The organism is Mycolicibacterium rutilum, from assembly GCF_900108565.1.
Taxonomy (GTDB): domain Bacteria; phylum Actinomycetota; class Actinomycetes; order Mycobacteriales; family Mycobacteriaceae; genus Mycobacterium; species Mycobacterium rutilum.
Genome location: NZ_LT629971.1, coordinates 2,662,825 through 2,688,532 on the forward strand (window position 1 = coordinate 2,662,825; position 25,708 = coordinate 2,688,532).

The 25,708-nt window shown below is 62.9% G+C and carries 23 protein-coding genes; 10 read left to right on the forward strand and 13 right to left on the reverse strand.

The window, feature by feature from the left end:
• The first annotated feature begins 87 nt into the window (after window positions 1–87).
• From BLW81_RS29355 to BLW81_RS29360, 6 genes are all read left to right on the forward strand, one after another.
• Window positions 88–363 (forward strand): hypothetical protein, encoded by a 276-nt coding sequence (locus tag BLW81_RS29355; RefSeq protein ID WP_157897686.1) that lies wholly within the window; start codon window positions 88–90, stop codon window positions 361–363.
• A 95-nt stretch (window positions 364–458) separates the two neighbouring features.
• The gene (locus BLW81_RS13015) at window positions 459–2,351 is read left to right on the forward strand and encodes an RNase A-like domain-containing protein (protein WP_235632252.1); all 1,893 of its coding nucleotides are present in this window, start codon (window positions 459–461) and stop codon (window positions 2,349–2,351) included.
• Complete coding sequence (locus BLW81_RS13020; protein ID WP_083407541.1) at window positions 2,351–2,692, forward strand: contact-dependent growth inhibition system immunity protein; 342 nt, start codon at window positions 2,351–2,353, stop codon at window positions 2,690–2,692. Before BLW81_RS13015 ends, BLW81_RS13020 begins: the two co-directional genes overlap by 1 nt.
• Window positions 2,693–2,720: 28 nt before the next feature.
• Window positions 2,721–3,077: a contact-dependent growth inhibition system immunity protein gene (locus BLW81_RS13025; RefSeq protein ID WP_083407542.1), complete on the forward strand. Its 357-nt coding sequence runs from the start codon at window positions 2,721–2,723 to the stop codon at window positions 3,075–3,077.
• Between the two features lie 33 nt (window positions 3,078–3,110).
• Window positions 3,111–3,248, forward strand: coding sequence for a contact-dependent growth inhibition system immunity protein (locus tag BLW81_RS29955; protein WP_235632253.1), 138 nt, complete (start codon window positions 3,111–3,113; stop codon window positions 3,246–3,248).
• An 18-nt stretch (window positions 3,249–3,266) separates the two neighbouring features.
• A complete protein-coding gene (locus BLW81_RS29360; RefSeq protein ID WP_235632254.1) occupies window positions 3,267–3,677 on the forward strand; it encodes a hypothetical protein in 411 nt (136 codons plus the stop codon).
• A gap of 334 nt (window positions 3,678–4,011) precedes the next feature.
• Here the strand turns inward: BLW81_RS29360 and BLW81_RS13035 are convergent, their stop codons facing one another.
• From BLW81_RS13035 to BLW81_RS13060, 6 genes are all read right to left on the reverse strand, one after another.
• A complete protein-coding gene (locus tag BLW81_RS13035; RefSeq protein WP_083407543.1) occupies window positions 4,012–5,991 on the reverse strand; it encodes an ATP-binding protein in 1,980 nt (659 codons plus the stop codon).
• A 114-nt stretch (window positions 5,992–6,105) separates the two neighbouring features.
• A complete protein-coding gene (locus BLW81_RS13040) occupies window positions 6,106–8,856 on the reverse strand; it encodes a class I SAM-dependent DNA methyltransferase (protein WP_083407544.1) in 2,751 nt (916 codons plus the stop codon).
• The gene (locus BLW81_RS13045; RefSeq protein ID WP_197680368.1) at window positions 8,853–12,113 is read right to left on the reverse strand and encodes a DEAD/DEAH box helicase family protein; all 3,261 of its coding nucleotides are present in this window, start codon (window positions 12,111–12,113) and stop codon (window positions 8,853–8,855) included. Before BLW81_RS13045 ends, BLW81_RS13040 begins: the two co-directional genes overlap by 4 nt.
• A 203-nt stretch (window positions 12,114–12,316) precedes the next feature.
• The gene (locus BLW81_RS13050) at window positions 12,317–12,931 is read right to left on the reverse strand and encodes a hypothetical protein (protein WP_083407545.1); all 615 of its coding nucleotides are present in this window, start codon (window positions 12,929–12,931) and stop codon (window positions 12,317–12,319) included.
• Between the two features lie 302 nt (window positions 12,932–13,233).
• A complete protein-coding gene (locus tag BLW81_RS13055) occupies window positions 13,234–16,356 on the reverse strand; it encodes an MMPL/RND family transporter (protein ID WP_011856887.1) in 3,123 nt (1,040 codons plus the stop codon).
• Window positions 16,357–16,686: 330 nt separating this feature from the next.
• A complete protein-coding gene (locus BLW81_RS13060) occupies window positions 16,687–17,322 on the reverse strand; it encodes a TetR/AcrR family transcriptional regulator (protein ID WP_011856886.1) in 636 nt (211 codons plus the stop codon).
• Between the two features lie 104 nt (window positions 17,323–17,426).
• Between BLW81_RS13060 and BLW81_RS13065 the strand changes: the two genes are divergently transcribed.
• Window positions 17,427–18,296, forward strand: a complete 870-nt coding sequence (locus BLW81_RS13065; RefSeq protein ID WP_011856885.1) for a metal-dependent hydrolase — start codon at window positions 17,427–17,429, stop codon at window positions 18,294–18,296.
• A gap of 133 nt (window positions 18,297–18,429) precedes the next feature.
• Here the strand turns inward: BLW81_RS13065 and BLW81_RS13070 are convergent, their stop codons facing one another.
• Genes BLW81_RS13070 through BLW81_RS13080 form a run of 4 tightly spaced genes read right to left on the reverse strand, consistent with a single transcriptional unit; the run spans window position 18,430 to window position 21,202 of the window.
• A complete protein-coding gene (locus tag BLW81_RS13070; protein WP_011856884.1) occupies window positions 18,430–19,320 on the reverse strand; it encodes an alpha/beta fold hydrolase in 891 nt (296 codons plus the stop codon).
• Window positions 19,321–19,378: 58 nt separating this feature from the next.
• The gene (locus BLW81_RS13075) at window positions 19,379–19,831 is read right to left on the reverse strand and encodes a PaaI family thioesterase (RefSeq protein WP_011856883.1); all 453 of its coding nucleotides are present in this window, start codon (window positions 19,829–19,831) and stop codon (window positions 19,379–19,381) included.
• A complete protein-coding gene (locus BLW81_RS29365; RefSeq protein WP_156442342.1) occupies window positions 19,816–19,977 on the reverse strand; it encodes a hypothetical protein in 162 nt (53 codons plus the stop codon). The genes BLW81_RS13075 and BLW81_RS29365 overlap by 16 nt, the downstream gene beginning before the upstream one ends.
• Window positions 19,978–20,005: 28 nt before the next feature.
• Window positions 20,006–21,202: a cytochrome P450 gene (locus tag BLW81_RS13080; protein ID WP_011856882.1), complete on the reverse strand. Its 1,197-nt coding sequence runs from the start codon at window positions 21,200–21,202 to the stop codon at window positions 20,006–20,008.
• Between the two features lie 73 nt (window positions 21,203–21,275).
• On the opposite strand from BLW81_RS13080, the gene BLW81_RS13085 reads away from it, so the two are divergent.
• Window positions 21,276–21,872, forward strand: coding sequence for a TetR/AcrR family transcriptional regulator (locus BLW81_RS13085; protein WP_011856881.1), 597 nt, complete (start codon window positions 21,276–21,278; stop codon window positions 21,870–21,872).
• Entirely contained in the window at window positions 21,869–22,918 is a 1,050-nt protein-coding gene (locus BLW81_RS13090; RefSeq protein WP_011856880.1) for an LLM class flavin-dependent oxidoreductase, read from the forward strand. The genes BLW81_RS13085 and BLW81_RS13090 overlap by 4 nt, the downstream gene beginning before the upstream one ends.
• 48 nt (window positions 22,919–22,966) lie before the next feature.
• Here BLW81_RS13090 and BLW81_RS13095 read toward each other — a convergent pair whose 3' ends face one another.
• The 3 genes from BLW81_RS13095 to BLW81_RS13105 all read right to left on the reverse strand — a co-directional run bounded on the left by BLW81_RS13095 (window position 22,967) and on the right by BLW81_RS13105 (window position 24,690).
• Window positions 22,967–23,431 carry a DUF6188 family protein gene (locus tag BLW81_RS13095; protein ID WP_173839616.1) on the reverse strand — a complete coding sequence of 155 codons (465 nt, stop codon included), beginning with the start codon at window positions 23,429–23,431 and terminating at the stop codon, window positions 22,967–22,969.
• A gap of 78 nt (window positions 23,432–23,509) precedes the next feature.
• Window positions 23,510–24,181 carry a TetR family transcriptional regulator gene (locus BLW81_RS13100; protein ID WP_011856878.1) on the reverse strand — a complete coding sequence of 224 codons (672 nt, stop codon included), beginning with the start codon at window positions 24,179–24,181 and terminating at the stop codon, window positions 23,510–23,512.
• Complete coding sequence (locus tag BLW81_RS13105; protein ID WP_011856877.1) at window positions 24,178–24,690, reverse strand: PaaI family thioesterase; 513 nt, start codon at window positions 24,688–24,690, stop codon at window positions 24,178–24,180. Before BLW81_RS13105 ends, BLW81_RS13100 begins: the two co-directional genes overlap by 4 nt.
• 102 nt (window positions 24,691–24,792) lie before the next feature.
• On the opposite strand from BLW81_RS13105, the gene BLW81_RS13110 reads away from it, so the two are divergent.
• Window positions 24,793–25,485, forward strand: coding sequence for a TetR/AcrR family transcriptional regulator (locus BLW81_RS13110; RefSeq protein WP_011856876.1), 693 nt, complete (start codon window positions 24,793–24,795; stop codon window positions 25,483–25,485).
• Window positions 25,486–25,708: the final 223 nt, after the last annotated feature.

Consider the following 25,708-nt stretch of genomic DNA (forward strand, 5'->3'; position numbering starts at 1 on the left):
CATCAACCCCACACTCCGCGAGTTGGTTTTGCCGCCCGGGGAGCACCATCACCTGCCGTAATCTTGGATGGGTTACGAGGGGTTGACATGACAAAAGACTTGAGTGTGGATGCGAGCGGGTTGACTTCAGCCGCCGCTGACAGCGTCGCTCTTGCCGCCGAGGTGGTGGTCGGTGGCTTTGACGGTTCGGTGAGCGCTCGCCCGAGTGGGGCGGGAATCGCTGTCGTTGAAGCGGCGAGTGCAGCCGCGCGCAAGTGTGTCGCTGAGCGCATTGCTGGTCAGGCCGGTGATGTCGCAGCGGCAGGCGATCGCTATGACGCGACGGACGGGGGCAGTGCAGACGCGATCGCGGTAACCATGTGAGCCCTGCGGCCGCACCGATGGGTGTGCCCAGCAGGTCGGACGTCGAGGCCTGGGACAGTTCAGACCTCGATGCTGCCGCTACCCGCTGGCGGACGGTGGCAGGTGCACTGGAATCCGCATTCGAGCAGCACAGGCAGAACATCCTGAGTCCTGGCGGCACCACATGGGAAGGTGACGCCAAAGACGCCGCTCTTGACCGCGTAACTGCGGATACTTCGGTCGTGCGTCGGCAGGGTGATGCGCATCGTGAGGCTGCCGTGATCGCCACGCGCGGCAGCGAGGACATCCAGGCCGCACGCAGTCGAGTGCTCGAAGCCATCGCCGAAGCCGAACAGGACGACTTCTCCGTAGGCGACGACCTTTCTGTGACCGACAACCGTGCATACGACAAGGAGACTGCTGCCGCCCGCATGAGGGCTGCGACCGAGCACGCTGAATTCATTCGGTGGCGCGCTGAGCAGCTCGTCGCCGCCGATGCCCTTGTCGGGCGGCAGCTCGAAGCGAACGCTGCTGAACTGGAAGGAATTCGGTTCGAGGGTGATCGCGGCGGCGATGAGACCGGTCCGACGATCCGGCTCGTGGACAACAAGACTGAGGACTCGAGCTCTCAAGTCGAGTCGGATGAGCACAGGGAAGCGGGACCGCTGCCGAAGGAGTCTACGGGCAGCTGGCAGGACATGCTCACACCCGCGGGGGCCGCTGGAGAAGCTGAACGTACCGATGCAGCTGAATCGCCTTTGGAAGCGATGCTCGGCGAAGGTAAGACCACAGAGGAGAACCAACAGCCGTCCAGCCTGGACGAGGCGTTGACGGAAGTCGCAGGGAAACCCGTCGAGGCACCACCCACTGCGTTGGAGCGGATCCTCAATCAGCACGCCGGCAATGGCAAGGGCGAAGATCGCCGATATACGCAGCATCCGTTGGAGGGCCCCATCGTTGGCGCCGATCCGTCGGTGATCGGCGATCAGCAGGCCAGGGTGGACGCTGCACATGAGAGCGTGACGTCGGCCCAAGCCGCGCTCGACGATGCGTTGGCTCAGGCGACGGTCGGTGGTGCGGGTGCCGGCCCCACCCGAGACCAGCTCGACGCTCTAGGACAGGCGTTGTTCGATGCGCGCGGTGAGGTGACGAGTCAGACCGAGATCCTGGAGGACCTCAATGCGGCGGCCGGTGAAGTCGGTCAGGGCCGAGTGCCGATCCCCGCGCTCCCCGAAAACGCTGACGTACAAGCGTTCCCGCAGGAGCCGTCGGCCTTCGCCGAGGGTAGCCGCGCTCTAAGCGAAGGCAGTTTCGGGTTGATCCCCGATGTTGCCCACGACATCGACGTGTTCACCAACTGGAGTGAACACTCTGCTGAGGACCGCGTCGGAGCCGTGCTCGACGTGGCCGGTGCGGCGCCCATCCCTGGTGGCAAGTTCGTCACCGAGGGCCTCGAACATACTGTTGACGCGTTCAATGCCGGGCGCCACGTCGACGATGCCCTGGACGCCGGAAGTGCGGGGGCACATCATTTACCCGACGCGCCATCGGCTCCCGATGTTGACTACACGCCAGATGCCGCTGGGCCGCACGGTGGAGGCGGCGCCGACGCAAGTTCGGCCGAGCTTTTTGGATTCGAAGACGCCGGAGCGCTTTTACAGGGCAGCGAAGCGAATGGCGGACACCTCATCGAGCGTCACGTTGGACAAACGGTTGATGATCTCTCCGCCCGCCTGGATGACTACCCCGGTCTCCGCCAAGTGTCGACCTTCGGATCGGTCGACGAGGCTGCAAGAGCACTTAGTACCGCCCTGAACCACAATAAGGGGGTGTTCGATAACTGGATCGCGAACGGAGCCATGGGGAAAATCGAACTGGTCGCACCTTTTGAGGGCGGATCGGTCTTGGCGCGAGGATCTGACGGCCCAGTTCCGGGCTCTAGCGTGAAGATGGTTCTCAAATCCGACGGCTCCGGCGGATGGTACGTCCTGACAGGAATGGTCAATTAGTGAGCGAGCAAGTGGTGTCACCAGCCCTGCGCCATCTCTTCGGCGCGTACTTCCACGAGGACTGGGTTATGGAAGCCGCCGACTGGCAAGGGGTAATCGATAGTTACGTTCGAGATGAACAACCCCCCGCTGACCTGCTTCGGTCACTCGGCCAAGAAATCGATGACCTGAGCGCTGAAGGCGGCGAGGACAACATGGAACGACTCGTGACACGCACGTTGGGGGCCAACTATTACCCGCTACCGGAACTCACCTACACAGCGTGGCTCGGGCAGGTCGCTGCACGGCTGCGCCAGCATGCAGCAGCGATTGACGGTGGCGGTAACCCACCAACCGGATGAGAACGAGTCGATTGAGGTGGTGTGATACATGGCGTTAGTGTTGGAAAGCTTCAACGACGATTCCATCTCTCGCGAGCTGTACCAGTTTCTCGCTGCCAATTTTCATCAGGACTGGGACCTGGAAGCTGACGACTGGCAGGGAATCGTTGACAACTATATCGACGAAGATCCCACTCCCGGGCCCCTGCTGCTGTTGGCTGAGCAGATTGACGAGCTCCGTGGGTCTCGTCAAGAGCCGCAGCTGAACGAATTTCTCGTCCGTCAAGTCGGTGTGGACTACAGCCCAACACCGTTGTCCTACGGTGAATGGTTGAAGGAGATCGCTAATCGGCTCCGGCTGCGAATCACCCAGACCGGACCTGGGACTCCAACTCCGCAAGATTGATAATAAATCGGTCGGCGTCATACGGAGGTGGCCATGAACGAGGGCTCGATTTCGACTGAGTTAGCCCAATTCTTCGGCGCATACTTCCACCAGGATTGGGACCTGGAAGCTGACGACTGGCAAAGGATAGTCGACAATTTCGTTAACGCGGACCCTGTCGCCGGGCCTTGAGGATGTTGGCTCAAGCGATTGATGACGCGCGCCGCTCGTTCTGAATCAGATCTCTCGCAGTTCCTGTTACGCAAAATTGGTGTCTGCTTTGATCCGCGACCGGAGGTGACATTCAAGAAGTGGCTCGGGCAAATCGCCGTGCGGCTGCGCCAGCACGCCAACGAGATCGACGGTCATAATGCGGTGTCCGAATACACCCGATTAGCGAAGAACTGGGTCGAGGTGACCAAGCGGGTCGCTGCAGGTACTTGGGGTGGCATCGTATGCCCCAAGAATGCTGATGCCGATGTGTTGATTGAGGTCCGTGAACGAGGAAGTGGCACCGGAGATGCGCGGTTTGAGTACTGGATCCACTGCCCGGGATGCGGTGCTGAGATCTACTTCCACAGCAAGGTGCAATACAGTCCGACGCCGCACTCGTCTGGGTAGATCCGCCAAGTCGTAGTGGCTATCCGCCCGTAGATTGCTCAACGACGATTTGACCGGTGTGGCTGTTGCGCTGGGCAACGCGATCCACAGCACTGCGGCATCTGGAACGCAGGTGTGAGGCCCAAACGGCCTAAATTATGCTCGCAGCTGCAATGCCCCCATAGCCCAATTGGCAGAGGCAGCGGACTTAAAATCCTCTGAACTGGACGTTGGTTGCGTTTGCTGGCCGCGGTTGTGGCCGGAAGAGTCGTCTCTAACTGCGGTTATGCCGTTGGCTGCCTTGGCTGGTGTGGAGGCCGAATGAGAGTACTGCGGTATCCACTGCGGTATCGCATTAAGCCGATTGAGCCGCCTGGCCGGAGGATTCTTTGGCCTCTGCGGGCAGGAATTGTGAATACTTTTCGCGGAGGTATGCCAGGCCAGAATCGTGGGACGTCTCGTACTCCAGCGAGTTCTGCACGAACTTGAGTCGGTGCTCGGCGTCGGAGATCAGCTCGCTCCACTGCTTAACGACGATCCTGTAGGGGCTCTCCTGCACGACACCGAACGGCAGATGCGGTTGCCGCCGCTGTTCGTCGACGGTGCGCGTCGTCTCATTGCCAACAAGCCAGAAATCCCACTCAACGTTGGGCTGCGCGAACGCCTCGTCGTTCACGATGGCGCTGGCGTAGGAACGCAGTTGGCTCACGTCGTCGTCATCGAGCTTGTGTTTGGGACGTTTCAGTTCGACCACCAGATGCTCAAACGAGTCGGCGTTGGTCTGCAACCGTCGCCCGAGTACCAGGTCCGGTATCGCGTCGGCGCCGTCTTCTAGCCGCACTTCTTTGAGCTCGGCCAGTTCAACGTCCGTTCCCAGCTTCTTGAGGAATTTCTTCAACACTTTGGTTAGGCGTTCGTCATCCCCGGTCAGGCTCCACTCCTCCCCAAAGATCCAGGTTTCATGCGCCAGGATGCGATGTAGCTGCCGCCGCTCCAGCAACCGTCGCTTGATCTGGCGGTCGAAAAGGATCGTGTTGAGGCCGCTGAGAAACTCCATGCGGGTACCGATCGCGCGGCCGGTCTGAATCAGCTGCGTGAGGGTGGTGTGTTTCAGCAGTCGCGCGAGTTCATCGACACGCGACTTCGGCAGCCGAGCCAGATCCGACAGGATAGGTAAAAGGGCCTCGGGATCGGTTTCGAATGTCTCCTTGAGAAGCCGCAGTGCCATTGCCTTGGACTGCCCGCTTTTGCTTTCGTCGAGCGTCCGTGACGCGGCCAGGGCGACAACCTTGAAAGTGTCCCGCGTTGCCACCTCGACAGGAGTCTTGGGCTCCTTCTTGTAGGGCCACACACCCTCTTCGCGCCAACGTTGGATCGTGGCGGCCTCCCGGAGCCGCTGTCTTTCCGTGAGATGGTCGCGCAGCGCGTCCCGTGCGGCTGCGATTAGGCGACCTCGTGGTGTGTCGCTGTCGTCTTCCAGACCGACCGGGTCGCCGCTGGCGAAGCCATCCCATGTGAGATAAGCCGTGAACTCGGAGCCAGGTGCTTGGATTCGTGCCTCCACCTCGTCGATGACGCGAGCATCTGCGTCGCAGAGGAATATCGACCGCCGCACGTTCTGTAGGTTCCACTCGATGACTGTGAGGGTGGCTTCGCCTTCCCAGCTCTCAGGGTCACTCAGCGTGATGGCCTTGCGATGCACCTCAACTGACGCTGCGTCGACGTCCTCGCCGAGGAAGCGGATCTGGAAGTCCTTGTATCGCTCGAGGTGAAGCGCGAACTCGGTCAGAATTGCGTGCCGCAGGTCGTCCGGGGCGTCAAAGCTCGACACAGCCGCCGGCCCGAGCTGGTAGACGGTGACGACGGTCCCAGACTTGGTGACGACGTCGGGGTCCACATCGATCGCCTCGATGTCGAAGGTGTCGAGGGACGACCGGTTGCCAGTCACCTGTACGATCCCGAGTCCGCCCTCCACGCGCTCGGATATGGAGACCCAGCGAACCAGGTTGCCCAGCGCGAACGCGGCGTAACGGCCCCGCCCATGCCGGCCGTGGACTACTCGTTGACCGTTGCTGCTTCGAGTGCCCGGCATCAGCTTCCAACTGTCGCCGACACGCGAGAACGCGTGCTCTGCTCGCTCGCGGTTCATGCCGTTACCGTCATCCGTGACGAGGATGTGTTCGATCCCGCCCAAGTCGTTGTACTCGCAGGTCACTGTGACGTGGTGCGCGTCTTCGTCGAAGGCATTCCAGATGAGTTCGGTCAGCCCGGTGGACGGCTTCTTGACATAGCCCTCCAGGATGGACTGGCCTGCATGAACCTTGACCGTGGTCATGGATACATCGTTTCACGGGCGACCGACAGCGACGCGGCCTTCGGCTTCAACCTCAGCCGTGCCGTCCCTCCTCCACCATGGCGGCGGGACGACCTGACCGCCGACCTGGTGTCCTCAGCTCTTGTTCGCCTTCGCGATCATCGCTGCGTATTTCTTGAATAGAAGCTGCTGTCGGGCAGTTTCATCGATAGGGCCATCGACCGCGAAAATTGCGTCGATCACCTTGTCCAGCGCCTCGTGCGCAGCGGAGACGTCAGCTGGTGTCCGGTCGGGGTTGTAAAGGTCGGCCAGTGACATGCCAGGGTGGTTCTCGCGGCTGGCGATGATCTGCGCAGAGGCTTCTATGACCCTCTGACGCTGTTCAGCGGTGATAGCTGGAAACGGAAATGTGTTGTATACGAATGTGTTTGAAAATCGCAGATCAGACTTGATACGTCCACCAATGGCACGCATCCACGCAATGAACATTGAGGACGACAACACACCGAGGACGAAGCCATCAGGGTCGGGAGCCAGAAAGTTCGCGTCACTGCAGATGGTGTCGGGGGTGAGTCGGCGGGCCGTGAAGTACCGCCGCTGCTCTCCGACGTGCCGTGGGATCGCGAGATAGTCGACATCCGGGTGGCGGCGCTCGTCGAAGAGGTGCGGTGTTGCGGCCTTCTTCACCGTTGCGGCCTTCGAGCTCGCCTCGCGCATTTCCTTGACAGCTGCTACCCGCGCACGCAGCACAGGGCTCGCCTTGATGTCTGCCGCTGAAGCTTCTACCAGCCACAGGCACCAGCGAGACAGGTCATGAATGAGCTCGCGTGCACCGACGAACTTGCGGAGGTAGCGAGCCGCGATCGGATCGCTCGCGACGTCGTCGTGCTCGCCGGGGCCGACCACTAAATTACCGCCGTCAGTTGGCTTATTACCATAAACGACTGCCGGTAATGACGTGGCAATCGGGCTCGTCCGATTGCTGACAAGCACGGTGATCGCATCGCACAAGTAAGGATTTATGTTTCCGACCTCATGCCGCTCGGCTTGGCCCTTGCCGCCATCGGGGTATGTCCACAGCACCGGCTGCGGGACGTTGAGCTTGTCGAAACCCACGATGGACACATGAACGGCGGCACCTCCCGTCGCCTCCGTAACCCATTGGAACGAGCGGTGTGCGAACCGACACCGCCAGCCCGCTTCGAGGATCGGACGCCATAAGAATTCGACTGCTTCCCCCTGGCAGATCGAGTTCGTCGATACGAAAGCCCAGCGAGATGCGAAGGAGCCATAGAAGTCGATCGCCTTGGCATACCAGCACGTCACGTAGTCGAGATATCCGTTGTAGCGAGGGCCCCAAATCGCCTTTGTGTCCGCTGTCTGGGCCGCAGTCTTGGTGTATTGCCCGATGAACGGTGGGTTGCCGAGGATCACAACGTCGTCCGAGGGGGGGACGAGCGAGGCCCAGTCGGTGTGTAGAGCATTGGCGTGGATGATGGTCGGCGCGATTTCGATGGGCAGCCTGTCGGGAGCTTCGCCGAACTCTTCCGCCATCTGCTGGTTCGCCAGGTGGTCGACCAGCAACATCGCGGTCTCGGCGATCCGGGCGGGCCATTCCTCGATCTCGATGCCAAAGAAATGGTCGAGAGTGACCTTTATGTTCGCGGTGACATCGAGTGAGAGCTGAGCCCGTTGGACTTTCTTTCCCGCGGCGATCGCGTCCATGTCGAGGTCGCGGCGGCGTTTGAGTATGTCTAGTTCGAGCGCACGCAGTTCGCGATAGGCGACGATCAGGAAGTTGCCGCACCCGCAGGCTGGGTCTAGGAACCGAAGCTGTCCAAGGTCATTGTGCAGCTTGGTGAGTTGGCCCTTGTCGTTCCAAGCTCGTTCGAGGCGGTCGCGATACTCGTCGAGGAACAGGGGCTGGATGGTCTTGAGGATGTTCTCCTCGGTGGTGTAGTGCTCGCCCCCGTGACGCCTGGCTTCCTTGCTCTTGACCGTCTGGAACATGGACCCGAAGACCGCCGGCGAGATCACCGACCAGTTGAAGCTGCATGCTTCGAGCAGAGCACCGCGAAACTCGGCTGGAAGTGGGGGTAAGCGCAGCGATCCTTGGAAGAGTCCGCCGTTGATGTAGCGGAAGAACGTGAGCGGGTCGCCCGCAGCGACACTCCGGCGATTCTCCGGCGTGTCGAGCACGTCGAAGAGCTCGATGAGGTCGGTGTGTAGGGTCTCCGCGGTGGTCTGGTTGCGCAGATGATTCTCGAATAGTGCTGGCGGCCTCCACATGTCGGCATCGTCGCCGAAGAGCAGGAAGAGCAGCCGGGCGAGTAGCAGGGTCGCGTCGTGCTCACCAACGCCTGCGGATTCGAGGTGGGTGTACAGGGTTCCCATCAGCCGTGCGGCTGCGACCGAAGCGGTCTCGGCTTCACGGTCGAACGCGTCGCGCATTCGATCCAGAAGGCTCACAAGTGGGAGGTCTTCGTCGAAGTCGAGCTCTATGGCTCGAAGCCTATCGACTAGATGTGTGGTCCGGTCGCCGATATGGTATTGGTGGACAACGAGTTTGGCGTTCGTGGAACCGAGTTGCGCCCGGCGCGGCCAACGCCATTCCTGGCGATGTTTGTCGGTGAATATGACCAGCCGCTCCAGATTGTCCTTTCCGACAAGGACGTCTATCTGACGTTGAACCGGGCGCGGCGGCAGCACCGGGCAGTGCCAGATCCGCAGGCCCTTGTATCCGGCCACGTGGGTGAGTGTGTAGTTGGCGCCGTCGACGTCGAGGGTCAGCGGCGGTCGATCGGGATTGTCCCAGCCCAGCTCGTCGATGAACAGGGTGCGGAAGTCGCGGGTGTCGACGAGGTCGAGAAGGCGGTTGTCGGTCATTCGCGGATACCCATGCTGGAGACGATGCGAATTGGATCCTTGCCGCTGCGGGCGGTGACGGTGAGGTCACCGTCACGATGCAGTGCGGTGATGAGCGTGGCGAGTTCGTCGTCGCTTGCTCCGTTGCGGACGGCGCGCCGCAGTCGGTGCTCGGCGTCCTTGGCCAGCGGGTGCTGATAGAGATCATCGAGAGCAAGTGACGTGTCGGCGTTGTGGCTGTGCAGGGTCGCGCCCAGGCGGTTCCACAGTGTGCGGCGGACACCGCGCAGCCGCCCGGCGGCGGGCGTCGGGGTGGCCAGGGGGCCGCGGACGAGTGTCTCGATGAGGGTGTCGTGATTTCCGGCCGGTTCGAGGCCGGGTTCTTCTGGGCTCGCCTCGAAAGTCTTGAGTACTTCATGCCCAGTGAGCAATGAGGTGGTGCCGTCGTCGTTGGCACGACCGAACCCGTCGACCCCCGAGTCGGTGCGTACATAACAAACAGCCCCAGCGCCGCTGTCGGTCATTCGCTTATGCCGGGTCGCGGAGATCATGTCGGGTAGCCCCGCGATCTTGGCCGCGAGTTCGGGGTCTTCACCGGTCGCTTGAGTCCAGTGCTGGTAGGCGAGGCTAGACGCATCGACATCTTCACCGGAATCGCTGTCGTCGAGAGTTCCATTGTAGAGGTCGGCGATCGTCTGTGTCTCGCCGTCGGAGCCGAAGAACTGTTCGTCCGAGCCGAACGCCTCGGCGTTGGCCTGCAGGCGTGCGCTGATGCGGCGGCGTAGGTCAATCACGTTGTCCACCGACTCGTGGAAGAACGAGTACAGCAGGACGTTATCCGCTTTCTGCCCGACGCGGTCGACGCGCCCTGCGCGCTGGATGAGTCGGATGATTGCCCACGGGAGGTCGTAGTTGACGACGATGTGTGCGTCCTGCAGGTTCTGTCCCTCGCTGAGCACATCGGTCGCGATCAGGACCCGCAGCTCGTCCTCAGGCACTACGTCGGGTTCGTGACCGGGCAAGGTGTTCGATTGTGGGGAGAACCGCTGCGCGAGGCGGGTCGGATTCTCGCTGTCGCCGGTTGCGACGCCCACCTTCTCAGTACCCGCCGCCCGAAGGGCCGCTCCTATGTACTCAGCGGTGTCCTTGTATTCGGTGAACACCAGAACCTTCTCGGCCGGATGGTCGATCTGCAGCAGGTTGATTAGGGCCTGCAACTTGGAATCGGTCTCGGGCTGCCAGTCGCCGTACAGGGTGAGCAGGGCCCGAATCGCAGCGGTGTCCTCGGCTAGGGCCTCGCGTAGCGCCGGGGTAAACAGGTGTGAGCTGATCCAGGTCAGCCCGGCGGGTTTCGTTTCTTGCAACGTCGCGTAGCGTGCCTCCGCGCTGGCCGCAGTGTCTTCGTCGTTCTCGTTGTTCGGATCGTCGTCCTCACCGAACTGGTTCTCGGTGATCGTCCCGGCCGGGATTGCCAGCCCGTTGTCGATGGCGTAGAGAAACAGTTCGTTGCGGGCGACGTGCCGCTTCAACGAGAGGGTAAATGAGTGCCCGCAGGAAGAAAGCCTCTTGTAAAAGGTGGTGCGGACAAAGCCAGCTACGTGGCCCCGGCCGCGGGCCAGATTGTCGATGAACTCCTGTTCGGCCTCGGTCGGCGCCGCCGTTGGTGAGAGGTAGTTGCCGAGCTCGTACCGGGGCAACCGCAGCGCAGTGATAGCGTCCAAAGTTGCGTCTCCGGCCATTACTGCGGCGGGGTCGCTTTCGCCGAAGGAATGATCGACGGGCTTCGGTATGCGTTGCGGGAAACGGAATCTGCTGCCGTCAGCAAATTCGAGGTACTGCCCGTCGGCGTCGGTCTGGGCGAAGTTGTTCTTGATGAATGTCCGGGTGCGGCGCACCAAGTGCTCGCTCATTAAGCGCTTCCAGTCATCCGGGTCTTCGGATCGCCGGAACGCCGCCATCGTGGTCGTCTTGCCGTCCACCTTGTCGACGAGCCTCGGGTCGGTCGCAATCGCGTTGACCGGTGCGATGCCCAGGTCGTCATCGTCGTCGATGTAAAGGCCCAGCTGGTTGGCCACGTCCTGGAAGCGGATGTTGTATGGGGTAGCGGTGAGCAGAAGGGCTTTGCTGTCGTTGGCGTGGATGTAGTCCTGGATCGCCTTGTAGTCGCGACGGGCGTCGTTGCGAAGTGTATGGGATTCGTCGATGATCACCAGCTGGTACCGCCGCAAGGTCGGCAAGACCGCGTGAGCCATCGAGTAGGGCACCACGCGTCCGTGTAACTCGTACGCCTCGAAGTGCTCCTCCCACATCGACACGAGGTTCTTCGGACACACCACCAGAGGCATGAAGCCGTGCTCATCACGCAACATCAGTGCGACCGCGATCGCCGTCAGTGTTTTGCCGAGACCGACGACGTCGCCGAGCATCGTTCCGCTACGCGTCATGATCCGCCGGGCCAGGGTCTGCACCGCCGTGGCCTGGTAATCGAGCAGCTGCTCGCTGATCACGCTGGGAACGGAGTACTCGGCCAGCCCCTCGCGAACGTCACGGGACAGGTCGTAGCAGACTTTCAGGAACACCTCGTACGGCCGGCGGGGCTCGCGGCGAGCCCATGACTCGTCAAGGAGATCGAGGATGTCTGCGGTGACCGGCCGGCTGAATTTATCGGTCCACCGGTCCACGAACCACTGCGCGAGGGTCGCCGCCGCTGTGGTGTCGAGGACATCGACGTTGAGCTCATAGTTGACAGTGAGGCCGGGGCGGGTGAGATTCGAGGAGCCGACGAACCCGGTGATCGGATTATTGAGGTCCTCGCGGTGGCAGATGTAGGCCTTGCCGTGCAGCGGTCGACGGGTGAACACCTTGATCTCGACGGCTCCGGTGGCGAGCAGTTCGCGCAGCGATTGCAGGACCGCACGGTCCGCCGCGGTCGGAAGACCACGCATCAGCTGCAAGCGGAGTTGCTCGATCAGGACTGCCTTGCGTTCCCGCGCGGCGTTCGCGTCGGCATCGGACTCATCGGTGCCTTCCAGATCCGCTTGGAGCGCGTCGAGCGTTTCCTGCTGGACTCCGGCTGTCACCATGCCGATCAGGATCCGGACGATCGGCGGATCACCTGCGTTCCAGATTGCGGCCTTATCGCTGACAAGCTGGTCGAAGACAGCCCAGCCGCGCAAGTTGAAGTAGCCGACGGCGACGTCCATGGTGTTGGACACCTGGAGTGTCTTCTCCAGGTGCGAGCCGAGATCCTGCTTGATGTTGTCGAAGATCCGCGTCAACGCTGCGCCTGCTTCCTGCCTAGAGGTGAGAGCCCTTATTACAGCACCGCGCCGACTGTCTCCCTGCAAACGACGACGGTCTGCACCGCAACTCTCCGCCGACAATCAGCCGGAGGCCGAGGCTTCTCGGGCTGAGACCGACAAGATTTCCTGGACGGCCGCCGCACAGGCTGGTGCCTGCTCACCGCTTGTATTGTCCGCTTTCAGCGGGCTGCTTTAGCGCCGCTGATCCCATGCCGTTTGACTCGGCGGCGTTTCGCGGAGTCCCTGAATTCGAGATTCGCGAACGGGAGCGGAAGGTGAGGGTCGAGCGCGTTCTCCCTCGCCTTCGGCGTCAACGCTGACATGAACGTTTCCAGCATGCTGAGCTCGGCAGCCTTTACTTCGGTGCACTGCCCGAAGTGCACCCAGACCGTACTCAAGTCGCTGATGCACTTGAGGGGCCACCCTCCGGCGTGCGGAGACCTCGCGCCGAGGCGTGTCCGGTAGAACTGGCTCACACGATTCCGCAGGGATGTGCCAGCCAGCCCAACGTAGATCACTGGTTCGTCTGATAGCCACATCGACTTGAGCCGGTCGGACAGCGCTTCTGGCGAGGGTCGCTGCCCATCTAGCGTCAACTCCTTGCGGGTCTCCAGCAGCTGTTTGATCGCGGATGGGGCGATCTTCGCGTCGCCTGAAACCTGCCCGGCGGGGTCGCGGACTCTGGCCACGACGTAGACGCCTGGGTGCACGTTCGGCACGGCTGTCCGCCATTGAACAGCCCCGAGCCTTTGAACACCGGCGGCGGCGAACAGCGCGTCGACAGTCGATGCCACGATCGCACGGTATCGCGGTCCGCCTTTGCATTGGTCGTGCCCCTCGAACCGCGTTCCGCAGTTCTCTTGGCCCGCGCCTTCGAAATGCAGTCTGTGGCCGTGTTGCGAGCGTCGCCTGCGGCAGACGTCCGACGTTTTCGAGCCTCGCCATCCTCGCGGCACCGGCGGCCGGTCGGCAGCCGTTCCCGTTTTCGTCCGTCGATAAGCGGTCCGCTGTACCGGCGCAGGGGTCGTATTCATTCGGGGTGAATACGCCTTCACGCTGGTCGGCATGTAGCGCCGGGTATTGCTCTGTTCGCTTTTCACCTCTCCTGGACCAGCACGTGAGGTGCGTCCTTAATGCCTCCTGGGTTGGTCTGACCGGGTCGCGGGTTTGTTGCTTTGGTGGGCCACCAGCTGGCTTCGCGTAGGAGTGTGGCGATGGCGGGCACGGTGAGGGTGCGCACGAGGAAGGTGTCGAGCAGCAGCCCGAAGCCGATGATGAGGCCGGCTTGGATCATGATGGCGACTGAGCCGACCATGAGGCCGAACATGCTGGCGGCGAATATGAGGCCAGCGGAGGTGATGACGGCTCCGGTGTTTGCCACGGTGCGCAGGACGCCGACGCGGATGTTGGTTCCGGATTCTTCGCGGAGCCGTGAGACGAGCAGCATGTTGTAGTCGGCGCCGACGGCGACGAGGATGATGAACGCCAGCAGCGGTACGGGCCAGGCGATTTCGTGGCCCAGTCCCCATTGGAAGACTACGACGCCGATGCCGAGTGATGCGAGGTAGTTGAGCACGACGGTGCCTAGTAGGTAGAGCGGTGCTAGGAGTGCGCGCAGTAGTAGGACCAGGATGACGCCGACGATGATGATGGTGGCGATGGCTAGTTGTGCGAAGTCGGCCCAGAGGAGTCGTTGGATATCGGAGTTGACGGCGGGGAAGCCGGCTACGGACACGGTGGCGTCGGCGAGTGACGTGTTGGGTCGTGCGGTGTTGGCGGTGTCGGTGATGCGGCTGGCGAGGTCCATGGCTTCAACGCTGTATGGGTCGTGGCTGCTTTCGATCATGAACCGCGCTGTTTTGCCGTCCGGTGAGAGGAATTGTTCGGCGACGTCGGTGAATTGCCGGTTCTCGAATGCGTTGGCGGGCAGGTAGAAACCGCTCGAGGAGTCGGAGTCGGCCGCTGCGCGCGAGGAGTTCTGTAGTTGGGTGGCGATCTGGCTCATGCCGGACAGCATTTCGATGTTGCTGTCGGCGAGGGTGCGGACGCCGGTGGCGAGTGCTTGGGCGCCGGAGGCCAGCTGTCCGATTCCGTCCTGCAATCGGCGGAGATTTGTGGTCAGGTCGGCGGGGTCACCCAGGGCTCCGAATGCCTTGTCCAGTGAGGCGACTGCGTTCTGGACGTTGGCGAGGGTGCCACCAACGGTGGCATTGGTGGCGGGATCGTAGCGGTCCCCGAGGTCGGCGATTTGGTTGAAGAATCCGTTGTCGCGCAGAGTGACCAGGATCTGGACCTGGTTGCGGATTTGGGCGCATTGTGGGGTGGTGGCGCACCAGGGTGAGGTGTTGAGGGCGCCGACGAGTGGGTCGAGTTGAGTGATTGCGTTTTGGGCTTGGTTGGCCAGCGGTCGTAGTCCTGGGCCGGATTGGATGGCTTGGTCGACGGCGGGGGCAGTGGCGGAAAGTTGTTGCAGCAGCGGCCGGAATTGGTTGACCTGAGTTCCTGCGGATTGGGCTTGGGTGAGGATTCCGGCTAGTGGTGTGAAGGCGGTGCGCACGGTGCTGTCGAGTTGGGCGAGGCCGTCGGCGAGCTGGTCGGCGCCGTCGGTGAGTTTGGTGAGGTCGTCCTTGCGGGAGTTGCCCTCGGCGACGGCGCCGGCCATTTTGTCGCCGATCTGGCCGTTCTGCCAGGCCAGTTCTGCTTGGTCGAGGCGCTCTCCGGTGGGGCGGGTGACTCCGGAAACCTTGGTGACGCCGGGGATCTGGGAGACGCGGGAGGCCATCTCGTCAAGATCGGCCAGTCCTTTGCCGGTCCGCATGTCGGTCGGATTTTCCACGACGAGGAATTCGCTGATGACGACGTCTTTGCGGAAGTGGCGGTCCAGCAGGTGGTAGCCCAGGTTGCTGGCCGTGGTGTCTGGTTGGCCCTTGCGGTCGTCGTAGCTGATTTTGATGGTTGCTGCCGCTGCCGACAGGGCGAGCAAGATGACCAGGCTGACGATGAGTAGTGGCACGGGACGGCGGACCACGGCGACGGCGACGCTGTTCCAGTAGCGGCGGGTGCGATCGGGTTTGGGTTCACCGATGCCGCGTTTGGCGGCTAGCGACAGCACCGGTGGCAGCAGGGTTACGGTGGCCAGAAATCCGAACAGTACGGCGATGGCACACGCGGGGCCAAGGGCGGCGAAGACGCTGAGCCGCGCGAAGACCATGGCCAGGAACGCGAGTGCGACGGTGGCGGCGGAGGCGAGGATGACGCGCCCGATGCTGGCGGTGGCGTGGATGACGGCCTGATCGGCGGGTACTTGGGCGCGGCGCTGTTCGTGGTATCGGCTGATCAGAAATACGGTGTAGTCGGTTCCCGCGCCGAGCAGGATCGCAGTCATGAAGGCGACGGTGAACTGGGAGACGGGCATGCCCATCTCGCCGAGGGCGGACAGCACGCCGCGCCCGACTGCCAGGCTCAACCCGATTACTAGCAGCGGTAACAGCGCGGTGAACACCGACCGGTAGACGATCAGCAGGATCAGGGCGATCACGCCCGCGGTAGCGATTGAGATCAGCAGCAGGTCGTGCTCGGCGGATGCGATCATGTCGCTGAAGGTTGCCGGTGGTCCCGTCACTTGCACAGTCGTGGTCGAGCCGGTGAAGACCTCGGCGGCGATGTTGCGCACCGCGTTTACCGATTCGGCGGCCGTGGGGTCTCCGAGGGTGCCGGTGACACCTACGGGCAGGTACCAAGCTTTGCGGTCGGCGCTGACTGCCTGGGCTTCGGTAATCGGATCGGACAGTAGGTCCTGCACCAGCAGGACGTGGTTGCCTTCGCCCTGCAACCGGCGCACGAGTTCGCCGTAGCGCTGCCGTGCAGTCGGAGTCAAGCCATTGGGGTCTTCCATGGCGACGAACACCATGGTTTTTGAGCCTTCTTCGCCGAAAGCGGCGCTCATGCGGTCAACCGTCTGCAAGGACGGCGCATCGCGAGGGATGAGGTCCACCGACTGTTGGCGCACCACGGTTTCTAGCTGGGGGAACAGCAACGCGAGGACGACCGCGGCGCCTAGCCATACCCCGATGACCAGCGCTTTGTGTCGGAGGGTGAATCGGGCTAGCGCTGCCAACCGTTCGCTGTACTCGCGGGTTTCGGCCGGGTTGGGGGATCCGTTGTCCCGCTGGCCACGGCGCGTGGCCTGGCCTGGGGAATCTGCAGTGCCGTCGGTCACTGGGCCTCCACTAGTAGCGAATCGTAGCGATACTATCGGTATCGCTACGCTACCGCATGTAGTGCAAGTGGTGGCGGGGCCGTCGTCGCCAGGCCGCGCAAAGCGCGCGGCTGGCGAAGGGGCCGGCGACCGCTATCGAGTCGGGACCGGGCCGACGGTCGCAGTGGGCAGAGGAATGATCGAACACTCAGTGGGTTTCTGGAAGCCAGGGCTGACGCTGTAAGTCGACGACACTGGCCTTGGATGCCGTTCAGGGTCTTGCTGTTGCTGTTCTCGGACGTTGGTCGTCGGGCGCACGCACGGCCACATCGCGTAGCGGGGCCGCTAGCTCTAGGTTTGCGCTTCGGTTGTGGCCGACTGGCCCGTGTTCTGCAGCAGCACGTAATTGCCTAGGCTGCCCAGGAAACCTGCGCAGTGCTGAACGAGTTCATCTGTGGTGAATTCCAGTTCTCCGTCGAGTCGGCGGCGCAAGACTTCGAATAGCCCTCCCACGCCCAAGGTCGAAGCCAAATGGGCAACCCCCACGGCAGAGTCGGCGATGTCGAGGTGAAGTCTGGCTTCGCGCAAGACAAGGTCGGTGAAACCTGCCATTAGTTCGCTGCGTAGCTCTCGGAGCAGCGGCTCGGTTGCAGATTCCACGAACAGGATCCGACCCAGCCGCGGGTCGTTGTCGATCATGCCGACCAGCCTGCGGATTGGCGCGTACGCCAATACCTCCGGTGGCTCGCCGGCATCGGGGATCGCGTCGACTATCACCTCCTGGAAGGTGGCATAGAGCTGCTGGTAGACAGCCCGCAGGAGTGCGTCTCGGTCGGAGAAGTGCTGGTAGAAGTACCGTGACGTGACACCCGATTCAGCGCAGACGGCAGTCACAGTGGCGGCGGCAACGCCGCGCGTGCCGATCAACTCCGTTGCGGCCTCGATGAGACGGGTGCGCCGGTTCCGGTGACGCTCCTCGGCGGACATTCCGCTATACACCCGCGCCGAAACCACGTGGATAGCTTGCCATCTAATTCTGACAAGGCTTAGAGTCAGATTGACAGCGCGTCCTTGGCGAATGGGAGAACAACATGAGCGACGATTCGTCCACACGGCCCACCGCACGGGTCGTCCCGAAGCCCCGCCGTGTTCGATTCGATATGCCTGCTGGGACCAGTCGGCAGCACTTCGTTGATGGCGACTTGGTGATGAGCCACTTTGTGTCCACCTTGTCGGCCACGTTCCCCGAAGGCGAAGACTTCTTTATCCGGTCAGTCCGCGAGTACCGGGACCACATCAGCGACGCTGACCTCAAGGAGGCGGTCAAGGGGTTTATCGCACAAGAGGCCACCCACCGACACCAGCATCGGCTGCTCAACGATCGGCTTCAAGCAATGGGCTATCCCACCGAGGGGATCGATCGGCATGTCAAGAAGCTGGTTGGCCGACTTGAGAAGCGTTTTTCTCCCAAGATGCGCCTGGCTGTGACGGCCGCCCTCGAGCACTACACGGCGACATTCGCCGAGATCATTCTCACCAGCGACGAAGCTCAAGAACTGATCGGCGACACCGAAGTGCGGCCTATTCTGCTCTGGCACGCACTGGAAGAATGCGAGCATAAGGCCGTTGCTTTCGATGTCTACGAGACGGTCGGTGGAAGCGAACGCACCAGGGTCTGGGGGATGCGGATCGCCAGCCTCCTCTTGTTCAGCGAGTTGGTCATCCAGACCACCCGCTCTCTGGCTGGTGACCGTTCCGCCTACAACCCGGTGCGCTTGCTGCGCAGCCTTCGAGCCTTCCGTCATAACCCGCTATTCAGCCCAGCAGCAATTGCGCGCTTTCGCTCCTACACCCGCGCCGGATTTCATCCCGACGACTGGGACAGCGCAGAAATCCTCGAACGCTGGACCAAGGAACTCTTCGACGCCGATGGTGGCCAGCAAGTGCGTAGTGGCGTCTAGCTCGACCAGAGCCCGGCACAGTTCAAAGTCGGCCTTAACCGAAGAACACTTCATGGGCTCCGCTTCGCGCGCTGTGAAGTCAAGATCGGTTCTGACTACTGGCCGATCGATGGTGCTCGACCAACGTCGCGACCTACAGGAGGTTCCGGCCGAGGAACTCGGTGACGGCGCAGCCGAAGGCGTCGTTGTCGTCGCCGGCGATCATGTGTCCGGTGCCGGATACGTCGACGGTCTCGGCGTGGGGAACCAGTTGCTTGAACTCGTCGACGGTGGCTTGGGAGACCACGTCGGACAAGAGGCCCCTTACGAGAAGTGTTGGGGCATTGACCCGTCGGGCTCCGTCGATCAGCAGGTGGCTGATTGCGTCGAATTGCTCCGTTCCCGTGGTCGATTCGTCGCGGAGAAAGTCGAAGTTGGAGTGAATGAATGCCGGGTCCCACCGCCAGATCCAGCGGCCGTCGTGACGCTGCCGTAGCACCTTGCGCAGGCCGTCGACGTTGGCCGGGCGCGAGCGATGGGGGTTGTACGCGGCGATCACCTCTGCGGCGTCAGAGAGGGTGCTAAAGCCATCGGGATGTGCGGCCATGAACGTCACCACGCGACGGGCGCCCTGGAATTCAAGTCGCGGGGTGACGTCGACCAGGACGACCGCCGCCCACGACGCCCCGGATGTCAACAGATGCGTGCCGAGCACGGTCATGCCCCCAAGGGATGCACCTACGACCGCAGGGGCGGTATAGGCGCTGAAGTGCTCGCGCACGGCGAGAAGATCGGTCGCGAGTCGCTCGATGTCGTACCTGCCGGCTGGGTCCCAGTCGCTGTCGCCGTGACCGCGGGTGTCGTAGGCGACGACTGTGTATCCGCATGCGTGGAGGCGACGCGCTGAAGTGCTCCACGCGTGCCGGTTCTGGCCGCCGCCGTGCAGGAGCAGCACGACGGGACGGGCGTCATCGTGGCCGTAGCAGTCCGCAGCCAGGGCGATCCCGTCCTGGGTTCGGACCCGATGCTGCACGGCGGAGGTCATGACACCTTCCTGGCGAGATCGTCGTCCGCCCGAAGCGTGGGCCCGGCAGCAAGCGCCTTCATAGTGCGTTGCCCGCGGCGTTCACGATCGTGACCGTGCCCTGGGCTACGCAGACGGCTTTGTCGCCGTTGCTAATGTCGATGCGCGCCACTCCACTGCGCTTGCCCAGCGACACGATGTCGGTGACGGCGACACACACACCGGTGGACACGGGTCGCAGCAGGTTTAGCTTGAATTCGGTGGTGGCGACCCATGATCCGGCCGGAATGACGGGGTAGAACACGACTCCGAGACAGTGGTCGACCATCGCCGATAGACATCCGCCGTGCAGGGTGCCGAAGGGTGTGAGCAGTTCGGCACGGGTTTCCATCTCTGCCACCAGCCGACCGGCGGCGAGTTCGGTGTGCCGAAAGCTCAGAAACCTCGACAGTCCACCTGCTGTGTTCGGCGATCTGAGCAGCTGGTCGGCGATCTGCTCATCGAAGTGCGCGAATGTCACTGCCACCACCATGCCCCTTTCTCCTGTCCGGTCATGGGTCGATCACCGTTCGAGCCCGCGAATCGTTTGAGCATGTCGCCGAATGCGCCGAGGTCGCCGTGCGCGGCGGAGTGCTCGATATCGACGGCGATGAAGAACCTGGCCGCGCGGTGATGCACACGACGCGTCGTCGAGGAGGGGCACGGGCTAGACCGGTGTGGTCCAAGTGATGGGCAGCGATGTGTAGCCGCGGATCGGTCCGGACCGCAGCCGCCGCGCCGATTCAAGATCGACCTCCCAGTCGGGCACCTTGTCCAACAGAGCATCCAGAGCGATGCGGGCCTCCATCCGCGCCAGTGCCGCGCCCAGACAGAAGTGGATGCCGCGACCGAAGGCGACCTGGTGCTCACTGGTGCGCTCGATGTCGAACACGTCAGGATCGGGGAAGGCGCGCTCGTCGCGGTTGGCCGACCCGAACAGCAGCAGCACCTTCTCACCTTGACGCATGGTCGTGTCGTGCAGTGTGACGTCGCGGGTCAGGGTTCGTGAAAGTCCCTGTGCCGGTGAGTCGTAGCGCAGCAACTCCTCAACTGCCGGCCCCAATAGTGTTCGATCGGCGGCCAGGCGTCGGCGGGTCTGCCGATGCTGGGCCAGCACGACCGCGGAGTTCCCCAGCAGATTGGTGGTGGTCTCGTAGCCCGCGACGAGCAGCAGCGCGCAGAAGCCGAGGACTTCCTCGTCGGTCAGTCTGATCCCGTCGACTGTGGCGTTCGCCAACGCCGACATCATGTCCTCGCGGGGGGTTTGGCGGCGGTCGGCGAGGAAGTCGGTGAAGTAGGCGTAGATCGAGGTGGCGGCGGTCAGTGCGTCGGTGGTTTGTCCGTGGTTGACGTCGACCTGGACCAGTTGGCTCGACCACAATCGGAACTGATCACGATCGGTGGCGGGAATGCCCAGTAGATCGGCGATCACCGCGGCGGGCAGGATCGCGGCGAAGTCGGTCACGAAGTCCGCCGAACCAGAGCCCTCGTCGAGGCGCTCGAACAACTCCGCGGCCATCTGTGTGATGGCGCCCTGCAGCCCGGCCACCCGCCGGGGAGTGAACGCCCGGCTCACCAGGGCACGCAACTGGTCGTGGCGCGGAGGGTCCATCACGATCATCATCGGCAGGAACGAGCCGATGAAGTCCGATCCCGGTGGGGTGGGGAAGATGCCGTCCACCGAGGAGTACGTGCCGTGATCCAGTGCTGCGGCCTGGACGTCGGCGTGCCGGCTCAACACCCAGGTATGGGATTCCTCGGCGCGGTACACCGGAGCCGTGTCACGCAACGACCGATACGTCGGATAGGGGTCGTTGAGAATCGAGGCGTCGAACGGGTCGTAACGAATTTGCACCGAGACCACCAAGACCTCCGACCACCAAAGTAACGACGGTTTAGACTCGCAGTCTAAACCGGCCGAACGGGACAGGGGGGCAATGCGCAAGATTCCACGTCAGATCTCTGACCGGCTTCCCGCCGCGGCGGACTTGTTCGCCGAGAAGGGGCTCAACGACTCCAAGATCGAAGACGTCGCCGCGGTGACCGGTGTGCCGAAAGCGACGCTGTACTACTACTTCGCCGGTAAAGAGGACATCCTTGCTTTCCTGCTCGAAGACCTCCTCAAGGACATCTTCGATGCTGTGACCGCGATCGTGCACACCGGCGGCACCGGTGCCGAACGCCTCGAACTCGTGATCCGCGCACAACTGCGGGCAATGGCGCAGCGGCCAGCGGTATGCCGTGCACTCATCGGCGAATTGGGACGAGCGGCCCGCATGCCGGCTATCGCCGAGATGATCAATACCGCCTACCAACAACCCGTCGAAACCCTGCTCATCGAAGGGGCCCGCGACGGATCCCTCGTCGCTCAGCCCGATGCGCGATCGACGTCGATTGCGCTGTTCGGCGCGGTCACCATCAATGCACTCATGTACCTGGTCACCGATAACCACCTCGACGAGACGGTGGTCGCCAGCACCCTCAGCGCCGTCATGTTCGACGGGCTGCGCCCGCGCACAGGAGACCAGTCATGAGCACCTACGGCCTGTCGGTTCTCGGCGCGGATCTGAAGTCACTGGCCCAGACCGCCCAGGCCGCTGATGCGGCCGGGTTCGACGCCGTATGGGCCTCGGAGTTCTATTCTCGGTCCGGATCGATCTCCATGGCCGCGATGGCCAACAGCACCCAGAACTGTCGGATCGGTTCCTCCATTCTCTACGGCGTCGGCCGAAGCCCCCTGGTGCTGGCCACCGAGGCGCGCGACCTCGACGAACTCTCCAACGGACGACTGGTACTCGGCATCGGCAACGGCACCAAACGGATGATGGGCGACTGGCACGGCGTGCCCGACACCTCCGCACCCGCCCTGCGGATGGAAGAACTCGTGATGCTGCTGCGCCGGATATGGAACCTGCATGAAGGCCCGATCCATCACGAGGGCCGTTTCTACAGAATGAATCTCACCCCGACCGGCGACGTGGGACCCTCCAGCAGGCCGATCCCGATCGTCACTGCCGGTGTCCGGCCCCGGATGTGCGAGGCGGCCGGGCGGGTGGCCGACGGCCTAGCCGGACATCCGCTGTTCACAACCACCTACGTCGAAGAGGTCGTCCGGCCCGCTATCGCCAGGGGCGCCGCGCACACCGGCCGCGACCCCAATGACGTGGAAATCATTTCCATGGTGATGTGCGCCATCCACGACGACGCCGAGGTCGCCAGGCGCGAACTGGCGCAGCAGATTGCGTTCTACTCCTCGGTCAAATCCTACGAGACGGTACTCGATGTGAACGGCTTCGCCAGCGAAGGCCGAGCCATCCGGCAAGCATTCGCCCAGCGCGATTTCCCGGCGATGTTCGCCGCTGTGTCCGAGGAGATGATCGACGCCATGGGTGTCGCCGGGACGGCGCACGAGGTCCGTGAACAATTGAGACGGTACAACGGCGTCCTCGACCACATCATGCTGTATTCACCATCGGTCGGCATCACTGCCGAACGCGTGCAACAAAACCTCGACAGCATCATCCGGGAATGCTCGCCCGCCTCGATGTCGCCAGGGCGGTCCTGTCCACGTTCAACCTGATCCACGTATTGCCGCCCAAGTCGACCCGTCGCAGTGTCCGCGGCCGGATTAGTGGGTCTGCCGCGCCGACCCCGCCGATGATTGCCTGACGCTGTTGACGATGTTGGCGTCGTCGGTGTCGGGGAGGTCATGGCGGACCACGCGTACCCGTCCTTGAGGTAGACAGGCCATGTAGCCGTGGCGCATGCCATAGAGCTCCCACGCTGTCTGTTCAGCGTCGGGATCGACATCGATGCGATGTCCGCGCGAGAAGCTCAGGTGTAGCCCTCCATCGTCGCTGGACCAGGCCTGGGTGCACAGTGCGCCTGCGAGGTTCAGCAGCGGGCGTTCGTGGGTCGCGATCCTGAGGGGGTCAATACGCACCGTCTCGATGGGGTAGGTGCCGACGGCAGGAAGCGTCAATAGTAGGGGGCAGGAGATGACGATTTCGTTGTAATCATCGAAATCCAGAACCAGGCCGCCGTGCAGCGAGAGGCGTTGTACGACAAGGTTTTCGATCCATTGGGTGTACATGGCAGTCTCTTTTCGACGCATCGTTGAGCCGTATCCCCAAAGAGTACGCCAAGTATCGCTGCGATACCAGCAGTATCGTTACCGGTAGACGGCTGGCCTAGCAGCGCTGGTCACGACGCGCCTGGTGGCTCGGTCAATGCGGTCGCGGGTGTCGGCGGCTGTCGCGCGGTGGCCGCTGAAGGCCACGAGGTTGGCCAGCCAGATGTCGGAGATGATCCCAGCCACGTGCAGATCGGTAGGAGTGGGCTCGCCGCCCCTGAGCGTGCGGGCCAGCAGGATCTGGATCTCATCGGCCGCGCGGTCGAGTTCCGCGGCGGCGCGAGTATCTGCGACTGCGAAGGCCCGTGTCATGGCCGTCGTCAGCCATGGGTCGCGCTGCCAGCGGTCATGCAGATGTGCGGTGAGCCGTTCGAGCCGTTCCAGCGGTGTGCCCTCACCACTCGCCCAGTCCCCGGCCGAGTCGAGTCGACGGAACTCGCGCGTCAGCGCTGCCACCAGCAAGTGGGTTTTCGCCGGGAAATAGCGGTAAAGCGTGCCGACGGCGATGCCGACCCGCTCGGCAACTGTCCGCATCTGAACCGCCTCGTAACCACCCGCCGCGGCCACGACCAAAGCTGCATCAAGAATGGTCTCCCGGCGCCGTGCGGACGCGCGTGAACGCGACGCGTTAGCGGCTCGCTTCTCTGCAGCGACCGAGTTCGCTTCCGAAGGCGGGGTTTTCCCGTGGCTGCGCGCCTGAGGGACAGTCATGACGGCTCCGGGTCGAGGCCGCCGCGGCGCGAGAACTGCTCCAGAAGATCGCCGAAAGCGCTGACATCGCCGTGTGCGGCGAAGTGCTCAGGGCTGACGACAATGAACACTGCACTGGCGGTGAAGCGGGCGATCCCACCCTCACCCGTGCCTGTCGCCGTGACATGCAGCGCCCGCCCTTCACGAGAGACGATGTGGGCAGTAATCCGGTGGGTCTGATGCAGCGGCACCGGCCGCAAATATTCGACCGTCAGGGTGCGGGTCACCGCCGGGGTTCCGGCGATCCACAACGTGAAGCCCAGGACGTCATCACATGCCGCGGCCACTGCCCCGCCATGGGCCAGGCCCGGGGCCCCGATATGGCGCTCATCGAACGTCACATCGGTGTACACCGCGTCGCCGCTACGATGCACCACCAACCGCAGTCCGTGGGGGTTGTCCGGGCCGCAACCCATGCATGTCGTGGTGTGCGAGGGCAGCCGCTCGGGCGGCAACAGGCTTTCGGGCACCGTCACCCTCCAATACGATCGGTTTCGCTGCGCTACCGTTAGTACCACACTGCTAGACTGCCGTGACAGCATCGCGTGAAGATCGACCGCCGAGGTGAACGAGTGAGCGACAGTCAGGCAGTGCCCGTCCCTGACGACGACGTGGACCCTCGGCTCATCCGGTCACGCACCCGGCTGCTGGATGCTGCGGCAACGCTACTGAGCACCGGTGGGGTGGAAGCGGTCACTATCGATGCCGTCACCAAAGCATCCAAAGTGGCCCGAACCACGCTGTACCGCCACTTCCACAGTTCGTCGCATTTACTGGCAGCCACGTTCGAACGCCTACTTCCACAAGTGACCACTCCGGCACCGACCAGCGGACCCCTCCGTGAGCAGCTGATCGAATTGCTCAGCCGCCAAGCCGCCCTTTTCAACGACGCACCGCTGCATGTCACGACACTCGCGTGGCTCTCATTGGGGCCCACCGGCTCCAATGCCCAAGCGGAAGACCGCCACACATCCGGGGCGCTACGGACCCGAGTTGTCGATCAATATCGTCAACCATTTGACGCCGTACTCACCAGCCCAAAAGCTCAAGCCGAACTCAACGACTTCGACCAGGAACTGGCGCTTTGCCAACTCGTCGGACCACTCGCCTTCGCCCGAATGACCGGGCTTCGCACTATCACTCACAATGACTGCGCGAACATCGTCGATGACTTTCTCGCCGCCCACCGCAACACCGACAGCGACGCCATAAAATCGAACATCGCCACCAAGAAGACGGGCCGCCCGGCGCGCTCAGCTCGCTAGGCACAACGAAATCACAATGTCGAGCCGGCTGGTCTTCGGGCCCTTTTCGCCTCTCGCAAATCGCGTCGGTGATGGCATCGAAGGACCATTCGTCGCCATCATCGGCGAGGCCGTACGCTGGTTTCCGTTCCACAGCGAGGTGCGGAGACTCGCAGCAGGGTAGTGAGCTACCCGAAGTGCAGGTCACCCGCGGTTCGGCGTCTCAGACGCTTGAGGGCGCGCA